Raw genomic sequence first — 20,065 nt, 5'->3', positions numbered from 1 at the left:
TTCAGACCGTCAGCCTTCCGCTGCCGATCAGCTCGGCGATCCGCTCCGGGGCCACCGCGCGTGAGTACAACCAGCCCTGCCCGGTGTCGCAGCCGATCCTGCGCAGCCGTTCCGCCTGGCCTGCCGTCTCCACGCACTCCGCGGTGACGGTCAGGCCCAGGCGGTGCGCCAGTTCCACCATCGCCTCGACGATCGTCTCGTCGGCGGGGCTCGGGCGGTCGCCGTCGTCGTGGCGGAAGCCGCGTACGAACGAGCCGTCCAGCTTCAGTACGGAGACCGGCAGCCGGCTCAGATAGGCAAGGTTCGAGTAGCCGGTCCCGAAGTCGTCGATGGCGATCCGTACGCCCATTTCGCTGAGCGACTGGAGGGCCTGGAGCGGGCGGCCCGCCGAGCCCATCACGGCGGACTCGGTCAGCTCCAGCTGCAGCAGTCCGGGATCGAGGCCGGTCTCGGCGAGGATCTCCGCGACATCGGTGACCAGGTCGGAGTCCCAGACCTGCCGTACGGCGACATTGACGCTGATGAACAGCGGCGGTTCGGCCGGGTGGTCGAGCTGCCAGCGCCGGGCCTGGCGGCAGGCGGACTGCAGCACCCACCGGCCGAGCTGGACGATCGAGCCGTCCTCCTCGGCGATCGCGACGAACCGATTCGGCGAGAGCATGCCGAACTGCGGGTGGTTCCAGCGGACCAGCGCCTCCACCCCGCGTACGACTCCGTCGGCCATGCCGACCAGCGGCTGGTACTCGATGGTGAACTCACCGCGCTCGACGGCGGGCCGCAGATTGGAGGAGAGCGTCTGCCGGGTCATCCGGTGGGCGTTGCGCTCCGGGTCGAAGACCGTCCAGCGGGCCTTGCCGTCCGCCTTCGCCCAGTACAGCGTGGTGTCGGCGGCCTGCATCAGACCGGTCGCCGAGGTGCCGGCCACGGCCCGTTCCACCACTCCGATCGAGGCCGACACGGAGAGCCGCTGCCCGCCCAGGTCGAAGGGCTTCTGCAGCGCGGCGAGGACCGTGCGGGCCAGGTCGGTGAGCTGCTGTGTACCGGCGGAGTCCTCGACCAGGATCGCGAACTCGTCGCCGCCAAGGCGCGCCACGAGGTGTGAACCTGGGCGGTGCGGGCCGTCCTGGGCCGCACAGTCGGTGAGCCGCGCGGCGACGGCGGCGAGCAGCCGGTCGCCGATCCGATGGCCCATCGTGTCGTTGACGGCCTTGAAGCCGTCGAGATCGAGATAGCAGAGCCCGATACGGCCGTGTCCGGGGATGCTGTCGTCCTGGTACGGACGGGTCTCCAGGGCGGCCGAGAGCCGTTCGAAGAACAGCGTCCGGTTGGGCAGCCGGGTCACCGGGTCGTGCAACTGGAGGTGGCGCAGCCGCTTCTGCAGCTCACGCCGGTCGCTGATGTCCGCGACGGAGAGCAGCACCCGGCCGGGCCCGGGGCCGTCGGCCCTGCCGGCCTCCGGTTCGGGCATCGGTACAACGGTGATCTCGGCCCACATCGAGCGCCCGTCGGGGTGCTTGAGACTGCGGGTGCAACGGAACCGTGAGCGCCGACGGCGCAGCACCTCGCGGTACGCGTGCCAGGTGCGGCCGTCCGCCACGAGGTCGAGCAGATCGGCTGCGGACTGTGTGGTCAGTGCCGCGGCGGGGAAGCCGAGGAGGCCGCCGAGGGCGTCGTTGGCGGCGACGACCAGGCCCTCGTGGTCGATGACGGCCATCGGGAGCGTGGCGGCCCGGAAGGCGGCCCGGTAGCCGTGCGGCTCGGACCTTGCGGTTCCGGCAGGGAACCGCAGAGGGTGACGCTCCGTGACCGACGGTCCTGCGGAATGGGGGGGTGTGCCCACCGCAGGCCTCGGCCCTTCGGAGGTTCCGCTCACCGTTCGCTCCCGCCGTGCAGTTCTGTCCTGAACAGGTGTGGCCGGACTGGCCCGCCGCGCGGGGCGCCGTTGTCGGAGGCGGAAACCGCGCGGGAAAGCCTGGTGAAGCATAGAGGTTGGTGCGTCGGCCGTTCCAGCGCCCGACCCCTCTGCGCCCCGCGTTCGCCCCACTTGGGTCAGTCGCGCGCCGATCCGATGTGCCCGCGATTGATGGTTTCTGAGTGATTCCGTCCCCTCGTGATGTCCGGCTGATTGATTGTGACCGTCCGTGAGGGTGAATCTCGCGGCCGACTGCTGACTCGACTGGGGCAGCTCAACAGGACGAAAGCCTCGAATCATCACAGGGTGGGTGGGTGACCGCATCTCGCACCCGGAGGTAGATGTGCCGCTTCAGCACGGAACCGGGGGAGTGGAGAGGCCGAGCCTGCGAGGTGTGGTCGCGGCTGTGACCTCCCTGCTGGCGCTCGCTGCCACCTCCCTCGTCGCCGGGCCCGCCGTGGCGGCCACCGGCGAAGCGGGTCCGTGCGCGCTGCCCCGGACCGAGGCGCACCACTCGCTCGGCGTGGGGGACTGGAACGACGCCTACCCCCGCCCCGACCACTCCCTCGACGCGGTCATGGTCTTTCTCTCCTTCCCGGACCACCGCCCCGCCATCACCCCCAAGGAACTCACCGCCGACTACTTCCCCGCCACCACCCAGTTCTTCCAGCGCGCCTCGTACGGGAAGTTCACCCTGCGCCCGCACCCGCTGCGGCAGTGGATCCAGATGCCCAGGGCGTCCGACTGGTACGGCATACAGCGGGACTGGAACAACGAGCGGCGCAGCGCCTATCTGCGCGACGCCATCGCCGTGGCGGACCCGAAGGTCGACTTCTCCCGGTTCGGCGTCGTCTACCTGGTCGCCGACCCGGACGCCCCGGGCGTCGACTCCGACGCCACCAAGGTCGTCAACTTCGACCAGCCGCTGCACGCCGACGGTACGGACATCCGGCGCGTCGTCACCGTCTTCGAACAGCACCCGCCGGACCACAATGTGCTGGCCCACGAGACCGGACACGTCTTCGACCTGCCGGACCTCTACCACCGGCCGTCCGACGGCAAGGGCGACTGGGACACCTATGTCGGCGACTGGGACGTGATGGGCAGTCAGTTCGGTCTCGCACCGGATTTCTTCGGCTGGCACAAGTGGAAGCTGGGCTGGCTGGACCGCAGGCAGGTGGTGTGCGTCCAGCGCAGCCGGGACATCACCCTGGAGTCGATCGCCGCCGTGCCCGTGCCCGGGGCCTCCATCGGCACCCGGCTCGCGGTGATCAGGACCGGTGAGGGCAGTGCCGTGGCCATCGAGGCGCGCAGCGCCACCGGCAACGACCGGACGACCTGCACCGAAGGCGTCCTGCTCTACCGGGTGCGCAACGCAACTCCGTCCGGCGGTGGACCGGTCGAGGTCATCGACACCCACCCCCGCACCGACGCCTGCTGGGACCTGTCCGTCTACGCGCCGCTCGCGGACGCCCCGCTGCGGGTCGGCGAGACGTACAGCATCCCCGGCGCGCACGCCAGGGTCGAGGTCGCCGACCGGACACCGTCGGGCGCCTGGACGGTCCGCATCACCACGGGGACGTAGGCTCCCGCGAACACGAAGAAGCCCCCTCGCTTCCGCGAGAGGGCTTCTTCCGTCTGTGCGCCGCCAGGGACTCGAACCCCGGACCCGCTGATTAAGAGTCAGCTGCTCTAACCAACTGAGCTAGCGGCGCCTGCTGACGTCGTAGACATTAGCATCCTGGTCGGCGGGAGGAAAAATCGAATTCCTGGCCGCCGACGAGGGCGTCGACCTGGTCACCCGTACACAGGCCCAGAGCAGTACGTCCGGCCCCGGCAGCCAGGGGCTGCGGGTGTCGGGGGCTACCACCCAGCGGGGCCCGGAGATGGAGGAGGCGCAGGTCAGGGGCGGTACGGTCACCGCGTCCCCGATGCCGTGGCAGAGCAGCGGCGGGACCTTGCCGTCGATGCCGTCCCGCCCCTGCGCGCCCCTGCCGGTCCGCGGTTCGTGGCCGCCGCCCCACTCCTCCCAGTCGAGCAGCGACGGCAGCCGCTGGGCGGTGCCGGGGGAGGCGAAGAGCAGCATCCGTCCGCGGTGAGTGGCGACGGGTCCGGAGCCCGGGCCGTCCGCCCACAGGTGTTCCAGCATCCGGCGCCCGAAGAGGGTGGGTACATTCACCACGTCGAAGGCCGAACCGCACGGCAGCACCCCGGGTGAGGAGGGGTGGGCCTCCCACTGGGCCAGCGTGCTGCGCGGATAGGCCGCGGCGCCGGCGAGCCAGGCGGCGCCGGCCGCCGTGACCTGAGCCGTCCGGTCCGCGGCCCGGTCCCGCAGGAGGGCGAAGATGTCGGCGCCGTGGTGGGGGCCGTCGCCGTGATGCAGGGTCGTGTCGTCTGGCAGCCATGCGCTCATGTGCCCATGTCTACCGGGAGTGATCAAATGGATTCCGAGAGTTGCCGGAAACCGGGACAGGCGGGGGTGGGGAGGAGTATCTTGCGCCCGGGCATATGCCACTGGTTGTACCCGGTGTCAGGACCTGGCGTGGACGGGTGGTCCGGACGGATCGGCGCGATGGCGGGCTGGGGCCGACGGCAGGCCCGGTGGGACTGGTGCGATGGTCGCGCCGGGGCCGGTACGGCGGTCAGGGCGTGGAGCCGCCCAGCAGGCTCCGGCCGAACTCGACCATCTTCTTGGCATAGTCCTCGGTCCACTCCGCACGCTGCGCGATGTCCGCGGTCGTCAGCCGGTCGAACCGGCGCGGATCGGCGAGCTGGGCGGCGGCGATCGCCTGGAACTCGGCCGCACGGTCGGCCGCGGCACTGAACGCCAGGGTCAGCTCGGTGGCGCGGGACAGCATCTCCTTCGGGTCGTCCATCGACTCCAGGTCGAAGAAGTGCTCAGGATCGGCGACTGCCGCCGACGGCTCGAAGAGCAGGGGTGCGGGGCGCAGCCGCTGCTGCTCGTTCCGCTCGGGTTGTGGCATGTGGTGTTTCCTCCTTCGGTGGGCCCGACGGCCACGCTCCATTGTCCAACGTCGCGCAAGGGGGCTCCGTGGCTCCTTGGAAGCGGGGCTGCGACCTGCCGGGACCGGGCGCCCTCACGCCTCCCACCGCACCCGGTGCTCGCCCAGATGCGCCAGCACCGCGTGGTTCGCCTCCCAGCCGTCCGGGAACTTCACCGTGACCCCCAGCTGCACCGGCTCCGTCGACGGGTGCTCGTCCAGCAGTTCCGCGACGCCCGCCCGGCACACCACGATGCACGCATGCCGGTGGCGCGAGGCCAAAACGCACAGCCGGCCCGTCTCCAGATGGAACGCCGTGGCGTCCGGGCGGCCGGACAGCGGGTGCAGGACCACCGTCACATCGAACTCGCGGCCCTGGAGCCGGTTCGCCGTGTCCACCGCCACACCCGACACACCCAGATCCGCCAGCGCCGCCCGTACCGCCGCCGCCTGGTCACGGTGGGCGGTGCCGACCGCGACCCGGTCCGCCGTCACCGGGACCGGATCCGGGGAGCGCTCGCTCGTCGCCGCGCCACCCCGGTCGAGGAGCCGGCGGACGACCAGGGCCACCGCCCGTACCGCCTCCGGATCGGTGCGCGGGGTGTGCCGGGCCGGGAGTTCGAGCAGGCCCCAGCCGGATTCCGCGGCCTCGTCCAGCACCCGGTCCGGCGCCGAGCCGTCGGACGCGACGCCGAACGAAAGCCGCCGGTCCCCGTGGTCCGTACCGCTGCGGAACGGGGTGTACGGGTAGAACGCGTTTGAGACGAGCGGCGCGGCGGAGGCGGGCAGCCGCCACGACACCGGCAGCCGGTGCTGCGGCAGTTGGGGATTGTGCGCGAGCAACGTGGAGACCGCGCTCGCGGACGGGTCGTACGACAGCCCCGCCCACTGGTCCGCGCCCACGATCGAGAACGGGTCCAACTGGCCCGGATCGCCGACGAACAGCGCCCGTTCGAAAAGGCCCGCGACGGCCAGCAGCGCATCCGAACGCATCTGGTACGCCTCATCGACGATCGCGTGCCCCCACGGCTCGACGTTCTTCACATGGGCCCACTTGGCGGCCGTCGAGATGACGACATCGAGTCCGGCGAGATCCGACGCCTTGGCCGACTTCCGTACATTGGCCAGGCCGTCCAGCACCTTGTCGTACGGGTCGGAGTCATTGCTGTGCAACCGCCCGACCGGCAGCCCCGGGTCCTTCTCGGCCAGCCGCACCACCAGGTCGTCCACCTGGGCATTGGTCTGCGCGACCACCATCAACGGGTGCCCGGCCGCCGCGAGTTCGAGTGCGGCACGCACCACGAGCGTCGACTTGCCCGCGCCCGGCGGGGAGTCCACCACGATGCCGCGCGACGTACCGCTCAGTGTGTCGGCGAGGATCGCGTCGGTCGCCCGCGCGGCCTGGGCGCCCGGGTCGAATACGGCCGTCATAGAAGGTCCTCCGCGGTCACGGGATCGGGGCTCTCGGCCTGCCCGGCAGTGGCGCCCGGCGGGCCGCCGTGCGTCCAGGGCGTCTCCTCGGGATCCGGCAGCTTCGGGCCGCCGCGCTGATCGTGCTCGAACAGCGTCCAGGCGATCCGGTCGCCCGGCTCGGGCACCGAACCCGGCACCGGCTCCTTGCTCCGGCCCATCCGGTCGGTGATCCTCAGCACCAGCAGGGGCGCACTCCCGTCCTCCGGCTCCGCGGCGTACTCCACGAACTCGGCGGTCTGCGGCTTGCCGTCCAGCGAGCGGTACACCTTGGTGCGCTCCCCGAGATGCGGGCGCTCGTCCGTGCGGACCGTGACCAGCGGGCGCGGGGACGGGCGCTTCGACTCGCTGTACGCCATCACCACCTCCGTCACGTCGCCGACGAACGCCTCACCGGCCAGCCGCCGCCCGGCCAGCACCAGCGGATCGTCCAGCGCCTCCTGCGCCTCCAGCTGGGCCTGCGCCGTCTCGCGCGAGGCCAGCTTCTGCGCGGCCGTCACCGCGTCGTCCCGGCGCGGCTGCGGCGGCTCACCGGACCGCACCCGGTCCCGGTGACCGGTGAACGACCAGCGGTCCCTCGTCCAGCGGTCCTCGGCCCGAGACCCCTCGGGCAGTTCCTTCAGCAGATCGAGCCCCCGCCACACCGCGTCCCAGGTCGGCCGCATCACCCCGGCCAGCAGCGCCCTGATGTCCCGCTCGGCGGCGGTCAGTCCGGCGAGCCGGGCATCGGCCGCCAGACCGTCCTCGGCCGCTGCGAGGGAGGTGCGCGCCCGGTCGTACTTCTCGATGGCGGGCGCCAGCAGCCGGTTGTCGAACGCGGGGTCCGTGGCCGGACCGGCCGGCGGGCACAGCAGCTGTCCTTCGCCGTCCCGCTCCAGCTCCGCACGGAGTGCGGCCCGCGCCCCGGACTCGCCCGCCGGGGCGGCGATCCAGGCCAGCAGCGCGCCCAGATGCTGATCCTCCAGGCTGCTCTGACCGGTCGCCCAGTGCCGGTTCAGCAGATCGGTCGTGGCCAGCAGCAGCGAGGAGCCCGGCACCCTGGCCCGCTCCCCGTAGTGCGTCAGCCAGCGACCCAGCAGCGGGACACGGGCAGGGGCGGGGCACGGGGTGTCGGGATCGTCCTCAGCCGTGCGCCTGAACCGCATGGAGCGGCCGAGCAGCCGTACGAAATCGATGCCCGCCCGGCTGGGCACGATCAACTGCGGTGCGTCCGCACACAGCTCGACCTCGACCTTGACCTTCTTCCCGGTCTCCGGATCGGTCTCATTGCGCTCGGCGGGCTCGACGACATCCTCGTACGCCTCGATGTGCGGCAGCACCGCCTCGGCCAGCTCGGCGAGGAACGCGAACCGCAGATCCCGGTCGCGCGGCTGCGAAACCGCCAGCAGCCGGGGCGCCTCCCGGTCGGTCCCGACGAGCGCGCCCAGCGGGGCGCCCGCCTCACCGGCGGTGGTCAGCGGCACCAGGACGAGCGGCCGGTCGGTGAGATGGCGGTGCAGGACCGTCGTCGTCGGCTGCGCCCGGCCGCTCTCCACGGCCTCCAGCCGGGCCAGGGTGCTGATCAGCGACATGCCGCACTGCCCTCCAGCGCCTCGGCACGCAGCGCCGCCGCACGCCGCAGGGCCACGACCGTCGGATCCGCCGGGTCGCCCTCCTTGCCCGCGGCGGCGGCCAGCACCGCACCCACCGTCGTCAGCCCGCCGAGCTCACCCCGCACGCTCCGCCCCAGCGCCTCCACGGCACCGGCCGCGCGGGCCTTCGCCCGGCAGTGGAAGGCCAGTTCACAAGCGGCCAGGCACTCCGGGGCATACGCCGCGCCGACGGATTCGACCGCGGCGTCGAGCTGCTGCGGGGAGCACTCCGGATCGAAGGTGGTGCCCTCGGGCAGGGCCGCCGCGATGTCCTCGATCCGGGTCAGCCTGGCCAGTTGGCGCCGGGTGACCGCACGCTGCTTGCGTACGTCGACGACCGAGGCGGTGGGCAGATTGGAGAAGTCCTTCGGGCAGACCAGCAGCACCCGGTGGCCGACCTCCGCGCCCTCGGTCAGCTCCGCGATCCGCTCCAGCGCCAGTACATAGACGGCGGACTGCCGGGCCGCCGCACCGACCTTCGCCGCGTCGGCAGAACCGTCGATCATGGGGAAGGACTTGATCTCGACGACCGTCCAGGTGCCGTCGGGGTGCACCGCGACCGCGTCCGGCTCCAGATAGGTGGGGGAGCCCGCCACATCCAGGGCCAGCATCGGGTGGTCCAGCAGCGCCCAGCCGCCTGTCTCGGTCGCCTCCCGCAGCGCCAGCGCCGTACGCGCCGCGCGGCCCTCGGGACCGGCCGCGGTCAGATCGGGCACCAGGACCTCGTGCGGCGCCTCGGCGGCGCCGCCGAGGCGCTCGTGGAGCAGCCGCATCAGCTCCGTACCGCCGTCGGCCTTGACCTTGGCCTCGAAGGCGTTGCCCCGGACGAAAGCGAACTGCGACTGGCCGAAGGGGGCCGGTGAACCGAGCGCCGTGGCCAGCGCGGCCTTGTCCACCCCGGCGCCGTCCAGCAGGGCGCGGCGCCGGCAGCCGGGGTTGGCGGCGAGGGCGGCCAGCGCGCGGGCATCCAGCGGACGCGGTGCGACAGCCGGGCCCCGCAGCTCAGCGAGCCGCTGCCGGAGTGTCGTCCCCCGCTGCTCCCGCGCCTGCGGGGGCAGCGGCGTCGGCCCGGGGTGCGCGACCGGCCGAGGCGTCTGCGTCGGCCGATGCTGCGGCATCGGTGGAATCTGCGGAGGTGGTCCGCTGGCCAGGGATTCGCTCACCCGCCGAAGTCTTGCATCCGGCACTGACAACCGGGGACTTCGTGGTCCGGGCGAACCGCGGGAAGCGGGCTGCGAACCGGTCGGCGATACGCATCACCGGTCCGGCCAGCAGGGCTCCGACGCCCATCACGGCAGCGCCCGCGACCGCGTCGAGGAAGTAGTGATTGGCCGTGCCCATCACCACGAACGTGGTGACCAGGGGGTACGCGATGCCCGCGGCCCGTACGAGCGGGTGCCGGCCGTGACGCCACAGCAGGATTCCGCACCAGAGCGCCCAGCCGACGTGCAGGCTCGGCATCGCCGCGTACTGGTTCGTCATTCCGCCCATGCCGCGCGGAGCACTCGCCTCGGTGCCCCACCAGCCGTACGAGCTGTACTGCGCCATCGTGTCGACGAAGCCGTGAGTGGCGTGGAGCAGCCGGGGCGGGCAGGTCGGCATCAGCGTGAAGCCGATCAGGCCGAGCAGTGTGGAGGTCATCAGCCAGGTGCGGGCCCGGCGGTACAGGGCCTGGCGGCGGCGGAAGAGCCAGATCAGAACGGCCGGGGTGACCAGATAGTGCAGAGACGCGTAGGTGAAGTCGGCGGGTATGCCTATCGAGGGGTGGGCGGTCAGCAGCCGGTTGAGCGGGTGCTCGAAGTTGATGTGGAGCGTCTTCTCCAGGTGCAGGATGCGCAGACCGTTGTCGACGGCCGTGGACACGTCGCCGCGCGCCACCAGCCGGCCCGCCGAGTAGGCTGCGTACACCAGCGCCAGCAACGGCAGCTCGGTCCACCAACGGGGCCGCGGGCGCGGCACGTACGCGGTGCTGGCAGGCTGCATCCGGAAGCTCTCCATCATGTGTTCATGCGACCAACGGCGAGCGTTCAACCGTACGGTGCGTGTCGGCCGCGATTCCCCCGGGGGTCCTTGTCGGGTGCCCCGTGTGTGCACAGATTTCTCCGCGCAGGAAGTGACGCCGGTTCGGCCCCGGAGGTTGCCTCCAGAAGACGTGCGCGATGATGGGAAAACCGGACGATCCGTTCTGTCTCGATCTCCGGCCTCAGATCTCAGTCCCAGGGAGAGCCGTCATGGCACCGCGTATCCTGCTCGCCCGGCACGGCCAGACGGAATGGTCCGTCAAGGGCAATCACACAGGCAGGACGGACATCCCACTGCTCGACACCGGCCGTGCGGGCGCCAAGCTCCTCGGTGAGCGGCTGCACCGCAAGCCGTGGGCGGACCTGCCGGGCCTGGAAGTCCGCACCAGTCCGCTGCTGCGGGCCAAGGAGACCTGCGACATCGCGGGTTTCGGGGACCGGGCCGAGCCGTGGGACGCGCTGCTGGAGTGGGACTACGGGGCGTACGAGGGGATGACCCCGGCACAGATCAAGGCGATCCGTCCCGACTGGTTCATCTGGCGCGACGGGGTGCCGGAGGGGGAGACCCTGGCCGAGCTGTCCGCCCGCGCCGACGAGATCGTCGACTGGGCCCGCTCGGCCGACCGCGACGTCCTGGTCTTCGCCCACGGTCACATCCTGCGGGCGCTGGGGGCGCGGTGGCTGGGCGAGGACGTGTCGTTCGCGGCGCGCATACGGCTCGATCCGACATCGCTGTCGGTGCTGGGGTGGGCGTACGGTGCGCCCGCGGTAGAACGCTGGAACGACACGGGCCACCTGGACAGCTAGTCCTGCCGCCCCCGGCAGCGGGGGTCCTCGATCGCCGGACGGGCTTGATCTTGCCGGCGCGCGGTGAAGCCGGCCCGTCCGGTGATTGAGGACGGAACCGGTCACGTGGCGCGGGGCGTCTGGAATCCGGGCCGTTCGGCGAACCCTTACGCCCCCGTCGCGGAGACCTCCGCGTGCCGCTCGAGGAACCCCCGTACCTCCGCCGCACCCCGCTGCGGCGCCAGTACCCCCGCCGCCCCCGCCAGCATCGCCCGGATGCGGGACGACTGGACGCGGTCCAGCAGGTCCAGCACCTGGTGGCCCGCCGTCGCCGCCTCCGCGGCCCGGCCCGCCCGGGCCAGGTCCGTGGTCAGCTCGGCCCGGTACAGCGCCTGGTTCCGGGTGAAGTGCGGGTCCTGGAGCCGCGTCGCCCGCAGCGCATGGCGGGCCGCCCGCGACCAGTCGCCCAGCGCCGACCAGCACTGTGCCTCCAGCATCTCCAGTTCCGCCTCCCGGAAGAAGGTCATCCACTCCGGATCGGCGTCGGACGGACCGCGCTCGAACGCGGTGTGCGCCCGGCCGATCGCCCGTTCGCAGCCCGTACGGTCCCCGAGCCCCGCCCGGCCCCCCGCCTCCCGCAGCGCGAGCAGCGCCAGCAGCCGCGGCGAGCCCAGCGGCTGCGCCGCCCGCTGCCCGGCCTCGGCGGCGCGTACGGACTCGCGGGGCCGCTCCGTGTCCCTGGCCAGGAACGACGCATTGCAGAACGCATGCGCCTCCAGCGCCGCGTCACCCGCCACCCGCGCCGTGGCCAGCGCCTCCGCATAGTGCGAGCGGGCGTCCTCGAACCGGCCCGAGTCATGGGCCAGCCAGCCCACCGAGATGGCCAGTTCGCCCGCCCCGGCATGCAGCCGGTCGGCCGTGGAACGCTTGGTGGCGGTTGTGGAGTCGAGCAGTGCGTACGCCGCCCGCAGCGGCTGGGACGCCCTGCGGTACAGGCCGTCACCGCCGTGCCGGTCGTCGAGCAGCCGGATCTGCCGTACTGCCTTCTCGACGGCGCTCACCTCGGCCTCTCCGACCCGGTGCCGGTCGGGCAGGGCGGCGGCGGACGTGCCGCCGAGGCCGAGGCCCAGGGTTGCGGCCGCCATCGTGGTGGTGCCGCTCGTCATGAATACGCGACGCAGCACGTCGCTCTCCTCGTCGGTGTCGCTGTGGAGCGTGGGGGGCGGTGGGGTTTCGGCAGTGGTCCGTGCCCCCCGGCCGCGTACCGATTCGCGCGGTGAGAAGCCCAGGTCCGCCAGGGTGGCGCCGGGGAACATGTGCAGGAAGACCCGCTCGTACGCGTAGTTGGGACAGCGGATCTCGCCGGACTCCACGCGTCCGATGTACCGGGCGTCGCACGCGACCTGCTCGCCGATCTCGCGGGCGGACCTGCGTACCGCGGCAGCGAACTCTCCGGCGGAGCGCGGTCCGCGCAGCCGCCGGAAGGCGAGGTTGGGAACTGCCCCTGTCGACACCATGGCTGAGCCCTCTCTGGTGCAGCCGGGCTCCTGCTTCCGGTGTCCCGGCGGAGCAAGAACGTACCTGTTGTGACGGACCACACACACAGCGTTTGCCTACAAAAGGGATATCTCGCCCGTGATCCGCCATGAACTGCCACCCTTTGCGGCGGCGTGGCACCGTAGCCCTTGACGCCGTCGGCGCGTTGGTCCACGTGGAGACGGAATCCGGCTCCGCCCGGCGATGAGAGGAGAGGTCCCTTGTTGCACATCGGCACGGAGACCGGCTCGCGGACGACTGCGACGACCACGGCCGCAACGGGTGCCACGGTGCCCACCGCGCCCACGGAGGACCACGGCGCCGTACCCTGCGACCTGGTGACCGTCCCGGCACGCCAGGGACTGGAGGCCGTGGACATCCTGCGCCGGGGCGCCGACCAGGAAGCCGTCGGCCCGGTCCTGCACGACGGCGCCTGTGACACCCTCGGCTTCCTGGTTCCCCCGGGGACCGCCGAGGCATGGGACGTACCGGGCAGCGCCTGTACGCGGACCGACGGCCGCGGGCTGCGCATCCCCGCCGAGCCGCCCGTCACCGGCAGCGGCTGGCTGCTGCCGCCCGAGGAGGACGCCCCGGTCACCGACCCGGCCGTGCTGCGGGCCGCTCTCGACCAGGCGGCCCGGCTGATCGAGGCGGCCGACAACTGCCGCTGACCGCGGGCTCCCCGCCCGCGCGCCCATAATGGGCCGGTGGCCGGGTTTCCCCGGCACGGCCGGTTCCGTACCGGCCCGGAGCGATGAGCAGTGAGCAGGCACGAGCAGCAGTGGCACGTCGAGGAGCGTCGAGCGCAGGCGCGGGCGCCCGTAAGCGGTCCGACCGCAAGGCCGACGGCAGGGGCGAACGCGGGAGCGGGCGCAGGACGGAACCCCTCGCCGAACCGGTGGACGGCGGTCTCGCCGAGCTGGTGCCCGACCGCGAGCGCCCGCACGCCTGGACGCTGACGCTCGACGGAGCCCCCCAGTCCCATGTGGACCTCGACGACCCCACGTATCTGTCCTTCGAGTACCAGCGCAGGATCGGCCACATCGCCGACCTCGTCGCACCCCCTGGGCAGCCCCTGCACGTGGTGCACCTGGGCGGCGGCGCCTTCACGCTCGCCCGCTACATCGCCGCGACCCGGCCCCGCTCCACCCAGCAGATCGTCGAGGTGGACGCCGCGCTCGTCCAACTGGTCCGCCGGGAGCTGCCACTGGACCCACAGGCCAGGATCCGGGTCCGGGCCACCGATGCCCGCGCCGGGCTCGGAAAGATCCAGGACGACTGGGCGGATCTCGTCATCGCCGATGTCTTCAGCGGGGCCCGTACCCCCGCACACCTCACCAGCACCGAGTTCCTCGCCGAGGTGCGCCGGATCCTCAAGCCCGGCGGGAGTTACGTGGCCAACCTCGCGGACGGCCCGCCGCTGACCCATCTGCGCGGCCAGATCGCCACCGCGGCCACGGTCTTCCCCGAACTGGCGCTCGCCGCCGACCCGACCGTGTGGCGCGGCCGTCGCTTCGGCAACGCCGTGCTGCTCGCCTCGGATCTGCCGCTGAAGGTCGCGGAGCTGACCCGCCGGGTCGCGACCGACCCGCACCCCGGACGCGTCGAACACGGGCGGGCGCTCGCCGACTTCACCGGCGGCGCGGCGGCGGTGAGCGACGCGGACGCCAGGCCTTCACCGGCGCCGCCGCCGTCGGCATTCGGTTAGTGCGGTGACCACGAATGCTCGCCGGGTCCGGTGACGCGCCGGTCGATGTTCGCGGAGGTTGAATCTCAAGCTCACTGCTTGAGGCTTGACATCAGGTCACGCATGTCGCTGATCATGGCCGATTGGTGCGGGGACAGGTCAGGGACGTCCGGCCCGTCACCGGCCTCGTCTTCGCTGCGGTCGCCGCTCTGGTGCACCGTGAAGGCGGAGAGACTCAGCGTGAGGACCGCTCCGCCCTCCAGCACCCGCAGCTCCGAGTTACCGTCATCCCGGGTCAGCAGATACGCCTTGTCACCAAGTTCCGGAACTATCTCCAGCTTCGCTTCAGGATCAACGCCGAGCTCGGTCACCCCTCGCCGCGCCTCGAATTCGGCGCCGGGGTCGGTCTTCTTGTGCAGTGCCACCGTGATTCCGACGGTGTACTCGATGGACCAGCCGTTCTCGGGCCGCTCCGCCCCGGCCCGGGACCGAAGAGGAATGAAGCACTGGATCTGGTCGAGGACGGCATGGTTCAACAGCCCTGATTCGACCTTGGCGGTGGGCTCTCTCGGTGCGATCGCCGCGCCGATCGACTTCAGCTGTAGAGATGGGCAAGGGTCTTGGCTCAGCTGGTACCCATGCATGTCCGGCTTCCGATCGCCTACTCCATACAGGAACAGCGCCGCCGCCCAGAGGGCCGACGCCGTTACCACCCCGCCCAGTGCCCACAGCCACGGCCTTCGCGGCCGACGTTCCCCAATGAACTCCCGGTCGAAGTCGCCGATCACCTCGCGGGTTTCAACCCCACCGAACTCCCCCGCCATCTCCGGCTCAGAAATCATCCCGCTCCCCCTCGGCCGCGCCTCGTCATGATGATCGCAGCACCGACTGCTGGAGCAACTCGGCATGCCGGCCGTGATGAGCGGCCGCAGATCCGCCTCGGAACCGCTCGCCGCGGTCGACTCCGACAACTTCGAGGGCGCCCGCGCAGCCGTCGACCATCTGATCTCCCGGGATCGCCGCTCCATCGCCACGATCACCGGGTGCCTCGATGTCTACGGTGCCCGGCGCCGCCTCGACGGCTACCGCAAGGCGGTCTTGGCGGCCGGTCTCGGACCGGACGAGCAGCTGATCGCCCCCGCCGACTTCACCGAGGAAGGCGGCGCACAGGCCATGCGTGACCTGCTCGCCCGCCGCCCCGACGTCGATGCGGTCTTCGCCGCCTCCGACGTCATGGCCGCAGGGGCCCGCCAGGTGCTGCGCGGGGCCGGCCGGCGCATCCCGGACGATGTGGCTCTCATCGGCTTCGACGACTCGGCCGTGGCCCGTCACATGGACCCGGCGCTCACCAGCGTGCGCCAGCCGATCGAGGAGATGGGCCGCACGATGGCCCGCGTACTGCTCCAGGAGATCGCGGGCGAGAACCAGGAGCGTCCGCAGATCGTGCTCCCCACGGAACTGATTGTCCGCGACTCCTCGTGACGACCGTCACACAGCCGCCGGTGAGGGTGGCTCAGGCATGAGAAGGGCCCCGGTCATTGACCGGGGCCCTTCCCTTCAGGGTGAGTAACGGGACTCGAACCCGCGACATCCTGGACCACAACCAGGTGCTCTACCATCTGAGCTATACCCACCATGTCCGGTCTTTTTTCTGACCGGCCGAGAAAAAGTGTACAGGGTCCGAGAGGGTGCTCGCGCCCCAGTTGTTCAGCCGCTGATCCTGGCCCCCGAAAGGCCCATGACCAGCGGCTTCGCAACGTCCTACGGCGTGGGCGGCGCGACACGTGCCGCGATCGCCTTGGCACGCTCCGAGTCCGGTCCGGGCTGCGGCACGAAGATCGCCTCGCGGTAGTAACGCAGCTCCGTGATGGAGTCACGGATGTCCGCGAGCGCCCGGTGGTTGCCGTTCTTGTCGGGACTGTTGAAGTACGCCCTCGGGTACCAGCGGCGCGCCAGCTCCTTGACCGAGGACACATCGACGATCCGGTAGTGGAGGTAGCCCTCCAGGGCCGACATGTCCCGCGCCAGGAAGCCGCGGTCGGTGGAGACCGAGTTCCCGCAGAGCGGGGCCTTGCCGGGCTCCTTCACATGCTCGCGGACATAGGCCAGCACCTGGGCCTCGGCGTCGGCCAGGGTGGTGCCCTGGGCCAGCTCGTCGAGGAGACCCGAGGCGGTGTGCATCTGGCGCACCACCTCGGGCATCGTCTCCAGGGCCGCGTCCGGCGGGCGGATCACGATGTCCACCCCTTCGCCGAGCACGTTCAGCTCCGAGTCGGTGACCAGCGCGGCCACCTCGATGAGTGCGTCTTCCGTCAACGAGAGCCCGGTCATCTCGCAGTCGATCCACACCATGCGATCGTTCATGGCTCCACCCTACGGGGCACTCCGTTGACCCGGCAGGGTCGGGCGACCGGTGGAGTACGCGTCGGGGCCCGGTTTCCCGTGCTCCGGCTGCCCCGCTCCGGCCGTCGCCGACGTGACGGCATGCGGACCCGGTGGGGTGGCCGCAGCCGTGGCACGCCGGCCCGCCGAGGTGCCCTGTGCGGGCACCATCGGCTCGATCGCCGGGGCGAGGGCCTCCGCGCCACCGCCCTGCGGACGGCGGGCCCGGTATGCGGCCCGGTACGCGGCGGGGGAGGAGCCCAGCTGGCGCCGGAAGTGTCCGCGCAGCGCGACCGGCGAGCGGAAGCCGCAGCGGCCCGCGACCTCGTCGACCGAGTACTCGGACGTCTCCAGCAGCCGCTGCGCCTGCAGCACCCGCTGGGTGATCAGCCACTGGAGCGGTGCGCTGCCGGTGAGCGAGCGGAACCTCCGGTCAAAGGTCCGCCTGCTCATGTAGGCGCGCGCGGCCAGCGTCTCCACGTCGAACTGCTCGTGGAGATGCTCCAGCGCCCAGGCCACGACCTCGGCGAGCGGGTCGGAGCCGATCTCCTCAGGTAAAGACCTGTCGAGGTAGCGCTCCTGACCGCCACTGCGCCGCGGCGGCACGACGAGCCGGCGGGCCAGTGCCCCGGCGGCTTCCGTGCCGTGGTCCGTGCGGACGATGTGCAGACAGAGATCGATCCCGGCCGCTGTCCCGGCGGAGGTGAGCACATCGCCGTCGTCGACGAAGAGCTCGCGCGGATCGACATGCACCGACGGATAGCGCTTGGCCAGCGTCGGTGCGTACATCCAGTGCGTGGTCGCCGGGCGGCCGTCCAGCAGGCCGGCGGCGGCGAGCACGAACGCGCCGGTGCACAGCCCGACGATGCGGGCCCCTTCCTCGTGGGCGCGGCGCAGCGCGTCCAGCGCCTCCGCGGGCGGCGGCGAGGTGATCGAACGCCAGGCGGGCACCACGACGGTGCCTGCCCTGCTGATCGCCTCCAGCCCGTAGGGCGCGGTCAGTTCGAGTCCCCCGGTGGTCCGCAGCGGCCCCTCTTCCCCGCCGCAGACGAGGAGTCGGTAGCGCGGAACTCCCGCGTCCTGGCGGTCGATTCCGAACACGGAGAGCGGGATCGAGCTCTCGAAGATGGGGCCGCCGCTGAACAGCAGTACGGCGACGACTTCCCGTCGTCGTCGTCCACTGAGCTTCCGTACAGCCTCCGTTGCGGCGGCGGAGTCCTGGCTCATGACGCTAAGCCCCCCTCGGTGTTCGCGTCTTCCTGGTCCTTACGGGCCTGTCGCTCCTGCACTTTTCCCCTCGGTCCTGCACGAGTCCCCGTCTTCGATACTCAAGATCGAATCTACTGCGTCCCGTGGTGCCGGCGTGACAAGTTCACCAACCGGCGTTATGTCGACAAGGCAACTTGGCGGGAAGCATTCGATCACGAAGGGTTTCATCCAGCGGCCGTGCAGGGAAGTGCGCCTCCGGTTCATGGCCCGTCCCCGTCGGGTGGAAGCGTACCGCGCGGTCTCTTCCTGCCTGGTGGCAAGGGGGTTGATCGGCCAATTCGGCAAGGAAGCGACAGGGGGGTGAAGTTGGCTGAAAATAGACGGTTGTGCGTACGTGATTCAGTCAGTCGCCCGGCGCACAACCCCGATGGGCGGCCGCTTCTTTACGCCCCTAGGCAGGTTGGACGGCCGATCGTACGGAAGGGCTCGGTGTGCCGGCGGGCAGCGGAATCCCGACCGGCGGGCCGATATCGGTCCGGGGTTGGGTGGAGGGCTCCGGACGGGGCGGACGTGCCGGGGCCGGCGCGGTGTGACTCCTGGGAGTGGACCGCCGGCTCGGCGCCCGGCGGCGGAGCGGTGATCCACACCGGGGGTGCGGCGGCCCCGGGGCGCCGTGGAGTGGGTGACGGATACGGACCTGTCCGGTCACCGAGGGCAGTCGTTCCGGCCCGCCGACGTCGATGTACAGAGCAACCGGCATTGCCATACGGGTCCGCCTCGGGCATGCTCCGTGAAACGTCGCACGCGCTTTGCGCGGGTCTGGGCAGTGGAGGAGTGGCGCCGTACCCTTGGGGGTAAGGGGTTGGGAAGATGATTCCCGGACACCGCAACACCGCCCGCTGACGCACCTTCCCCAAGTCGCTCTCCTCACGAGGACTCTCTTCGCCGAGACACCGATGGCCGGTCACGAAATCCCCGAACCCGCCGACCGCAAGCAGGTAGCCGACCCCATGTCGGACCCGCAGGCGGTCGAAGAAACGCGTCATTCCTGCGACCCCGCCTTCCGGCATGGGGTCGTGGTCGGCTTCGACGGCTCGACGTCCAGTGAGCGCGCCCTCGCGTACGCCATCGGCATGGCCCGCAGATCAGGTTCGGGCCTGATCATCGTCCATGTCGCCAATCGGCTGCCGACCACAGTCTGGGCAGGCTGCGAGCCGCCCGTCTTCGTCGACGTGCCCGACCACCGCACCGAGGTCCTCGGCCTGGAGCTCGCCTGCGCGGACTACCTCTCCGAGGTTCCCTGGGTGCTCGTCGAGCGCGGCGGGGACATCTGTCACGAGCTGGAGGAGGTCGGCCGGGAGTACTCGGCCGACGCCATCGTCGTCGGCTCCACGCACGGCATCGTCGGCCGCATCTTCGGCTCGGTGGCGGGGCGCCTCGCGCGGCGCGCACAGCGCCCGGTCGTCGTCATTCCCTGAGCGTTCCCCGTCCCGGACGCCCCTGCCATCACCCTCGTCACCGGTTCCGGACCCCTCAGTCGACGTGGCGTCAACTCGCCTGTGGAAACCGGCAATCTACCGATGCGTAGAGGTGGATTGTGCGCTTGTGAAGGGTACATAAGGGTCATTGGGAAGCAGGACCACTGCATGTGAAGGGAGCCCGCCGTGGACAATGACGTCTCTGCGGGAAGCACCAGCACCTCTACCCTCGGCCATCTCGCCCTGGGAATCACCCTGTTGGCGTTCGGTATCGGTCACACCGGGGTCGTGGACGGTGTGACGGCAGCCGACGCCGTCTCGCTCGCGCTGTATGTCGGCGGTATCGCCCTGTTCGTCGCCGGACTCCTGGAGTTCCGCGCGGGAAGCGGCTTCACCGGCACGGCCTTCGCCGGGCTCGGCGCCTTCTGGTTCACCTGGGGCACCGGCGCCGGCGCGCATGTCTCCGGCCATGCGTCAGGGCTGTTCCTGTTGCTCTGGGCCCTGTTCGCGCTCAGCCTGACCCTCGGCGCGGCCGGTGGCGGTCTGCTCGCCCAGGGGACGTACGCACTGCTGTTCCTGGCGCTTCTGCTCCTGGGAGTCGGGCAGTTCGCGGACAGCGGGAGCCTGGCCGAGGCCGGCGGCTGGCTCGCCGCGGCGGCCGGTCTCGCCGCCTGGTACGGGGCGACGGCGGCGCTGGCCAACTGGCCCACGGCGCTGCCTGGACGTGCTGCCGGCCGAGGGGTGACGGCCACCGGCTGAGGCAGCGACCGGGCCGGTGCGGCAAGGGGAAGAGGCACCGGCCCCGACGGGAGCGGGGGGGGGGGGGGGGGGGGGGGGGGGGGGGGGGGGGGGGGGTGAGGGGGGGGGGGGGGGGGGGGGGGGGGGGGGGGGGGGGGGGGGGGGGGGGGGGGGGGGGGGGGGGGGGGGGGGGGGGGGGGGGGGGGGGGGGGG

Annotated in this window: 17 protein-coding genes, 2 tRNA genes and 1 pseudogene; 7 read left to right on the top strand and 13 right to left on the bottom strand. The window is 71.6% G+C overall.

Features of this window, described 5'->3' with window-relative positions:
* Position 1: 1 nt before the first annotated feature.
* Positions 2–1,873, bottom strand: a complete 1,872-nt coding sequence (locus tag ACZ7IB_RS37640; RefSeq protein WP_470918926.1) for a putative bifunctional diguanylate cyclase/phosphodiesterase — start codon at positions 1,871–1,873, stop codon at positions 2–4.
* Between the two features lie 409 nt (positions 1,874–2,282).
* Between ACZ7IB_RS37640 and ACZ7IB_RS37635 the strand changes: the two genes are divergently transcribed.
* Positions 2,283–3,497, top strand: a complete 1,215-nt coding sequence (locus ACZ7IB_RS37635) for a M6 family metalloprotease domain-containing protein (RefSeq protein WP_470918924.1) — start codon at positions 2,283–2,285, stop codon at positions 3,495–3,497.
* A 56-nt stretch (positions 3,498–3,553) separates the two neighbouring features.
* On the opposite strand, the gene ACZ7IB_RS37630 is transcribed toward ACZ7IB_RS37635, so the two are convergent.
* The 7 genes from ACZ7IB_RS37630 to ACZ7IB_RS37600 form a co-directional block, all read right to left on the bottom strand.
* Positions 3,554–3,627 (bottom strand) — tRNA-Lys (locus ACZ7IB_RS37630).
* A complete protein-coding gene (locus tag ACZ7IB_RS37625) occupies positions 3,618–4,325 on the bottom strand; it encodes a hypothetical protein (protein ID WP_470918923.1) in 708 nt (235 codons plus the stop codon). The genes ACZ7IB_RS37630 and ACZ7IB_RS37625 overlap by 10 nt, the downstream gene beginning before the upstream one ends.
* A 229-nt stretch (positions 4,326–4,554) precedes the next feature.
* Positions 4,555–4,896: a hypothetical protein gene (locus ACZ7IB_RS37620; RefSeq protein ID WP_114244663.1), complete on the bottom strand. Its 342-nt coding sequence runs from the start codon at positions 4,894–4,896 to the stop codon at positions 4,555–4,557.
* 114 nt (positions 4,897–5,010) lie between these two features.
* Positions 5,011–6,345, bottom strand: coding sequence for an AAA domain-containing protein (locus ACZ7IB_RS37615; protein WP_470918922.1), 1,335 nt, complete (start codon positions 6,343–6,345; stop codon positions 5,011–5,013).
* Positions 6,342–7,955 carry a hypothetical protein gene (locus tag ACZ7IB_RS37610; RefSeq protein WP_470918921.1) on the bottom strand — a complete coding sequence of 538 codons (1,614 nt, stop codon included), beginning with the start codon at positions 7,953–7,955 and terminating at the stop codon, positions 6,342–6,344. The genes ACZ7IB_RS37615 and ACZ7IB_RS37610 overlap by 4 nt, the downstream gene beginning before the upstream one ends.
* The gene (locus tag ACZ7IB_RS37605; RefSeq protein WP_470918919.1) at positions 7,946–9,133 is read right to left on the bottom strand and encodes a hypothetical protein; all 1,188 of its coding nucleotides are present in this window, start codon (positions 9,131–9,133) and stop codon (positions 7,946–7,948) included. Before ACZ7IB_RS37605 ends, ACZ7IB_RS37610 begins: the two co-directional genes overlap by 10 nt.
* Positions 9,018–10,013 (bottom strand): phosphatase PAP2 family protein, encoded by a 996-nt coding sequence (locus tag ACZ7IB_RS37600; protein WP_470918993.1) that lies wholly within the window; start codon positions 10,011–10,013, stop codon positions 9,018–9,020. Before ACZ7IB_RS37600 ends, ACZ7IB_RS37605 begins: the two co-directional genes overlap by 116 nt.
* 233 nt (positions 10,014–10,246) lie before the next feature.
* Here ACZ7IB_RS37600 and ACZ7IB_RS37595 point away from each other — a divergent pair, with 233 nt between their 5' ends.
* Positions 10,247–10,843, top strand: coding sequence for a histidine phosphatase family protein (locus ACZ7IB_RS37595; RefSeq protein ID WP_470918918.1), 597 nt, complete (start codon positions 10,247–10,249; stop codon positions 10,841–10,843).
* Positions 10,844–10,989: 146 nt separating this feature from the next.
* Here the strand turns inward: ACZ7IB_RS37595 and ACZ7IB_RS37590 are convergent, their stop codons facing one another.
* Positions 10,990–12,339 (bottom strand): tetratricopeptide repeat protein, encoded by a 1,350-nt coding sequence (locus ACZ7IB_RS37590; protein WP_470918916.1) that lies wholly within the window; start codon positions 12,337–12,339, stop codon positions 10,990–10,992.
* A 240-nt stretch (positions 12,340–12,579) separates the two neighbouring features.
* Here ACZ7IB_RS37590 and ACZ7IB_RS37585 point away from each other — a divergent pair, with 240 nt between their 5' ends.
* The gene (locus ACZ7IB_RS37585; protein WP_470918915.1) at positions 12,580–13,029 is read left to right on the top strand and encodes a hypothetical protein; all 450 of its coding nucleotides are present in this window, start codon (positions 12,580–12,582) and stop codon (positions 13,027–13,029) included.
* A 110-nt stretch (positions 13,030–13,139) separates the two neighbouring features.
* Entirely contained in the window at positions 13,140–14,066 is a 927-nt protein-coding gene (locus tag ACZ7IB_RS37580) for a spermidine synthase (RefSeq protein WP_470918992.1), read from the top strand.
* Positions 14,067–14,137: 71 nt separating this feature from the next.
* Here ACZ7IB_RS37580 and ACZ7IB_RS37575 read toward each other — a convergent pair whose 3' ends face one another.
* Positions 14,138–14,869, bottom strand: a complete 732-nt coding sequence (locus tag ACZ7IB_RS37575; RefSeq protein ID WP_470918914.1) for a hypothetical protein — start codon at positions 14,867–14,869, stop codon at positions 14,138–14,140.
* Between the two features lie 64 nt (positions 14,870–14,933).
* Here ACZ7IB_RS37575 and ACZ7IB_RS37570 point away from each other — a divergent pair.
* A pseudogene (locus ACZ7IB_RS37570) lies at positions 14,934–15,527 on the top strand (LacI family DNA-binding transcriptional regulator); the annotation flags it as partial.
* 79 nt (positions 15,528–15,606) lie between these two features.
* Here the strand turns inward: ACZ7IB_RS37570 and ACZ7IB_RS37565 are convergent.
* The 3 genes from ACZ7IB_RS37565 to ACZ7IB_RS37555 form a co-directional block, all read right to left on the bottom strand.
* Positions 15,607–15,679: transfer RNA gene (locus tag ACZ7IB_RS37565), tRNA-His, on the bottom strand.
* 127 nt (positions 15,680–15,806) lie between these two features.
* Positions 15,807–16,409 (bottom strand): oligoribonuclease, encoded by a 603-nt coding sequence (gene orn / locus ACZ7IB_RS37560; RefSeq protein ID WP_351254018.1) that lies wholly within the window; start codon positions 16,407–16,409, stop codon positions 15,807–15,809.
* Between the two features lie 9 nt (positions 16,410–16,418).
* Complete coding sequence (locus tag ACZ7IB_RS37555; protein ID WP_470918913.1) at positions 16,419–17,654, bottom strand: helix-turn-helix domain-containing protein; 1,236 nt, start codon at positions 17,652–17,654, stop codon at positions 16,419–16,421.
* 938 nt (positions 17,655–18,592) lie between these two features.
* Here ACZ7IB_RS37555 and ACZ7IB_RS37550 point away from each other — a divergent pair.
* The gene (locus tag ACZ7IB_RS37550) at positions 18,593–19,114 is read left to right on the top strand and encodes a universal stress protein (protein WP_072489220.1); all 522 of its coding nucleotides are present in this window, start codon (positions 18,593–18,595) and stop codon (positions 19,112–19,114) included.
* Positions 19,115–19,300: 186 nt separating this feature from the next.
* Positions 19,301–19,873 carry an acetate uptake transporter gene (locus ACZ7IB_RS37545; protein WP_470918912.1) on the top strand — a complete coding sequence of 191 codons (573 nt, stop codon included), beginning with the start codon at positions 19,301–19,303 and terminating at the stop codon, positions 19,871–19,873.
* Positions 19,874–20,065: the final 192 nt, after the last annotated feature.

The sequence above is a fragment of the Streptomyces sp. NPDC037301 genome, from assembly GCF_055602785.1.
Note: the sequence above shows the minus strand (reverse complement) of the source record. Positions and strands in the feature narration are given on the sequence as shown.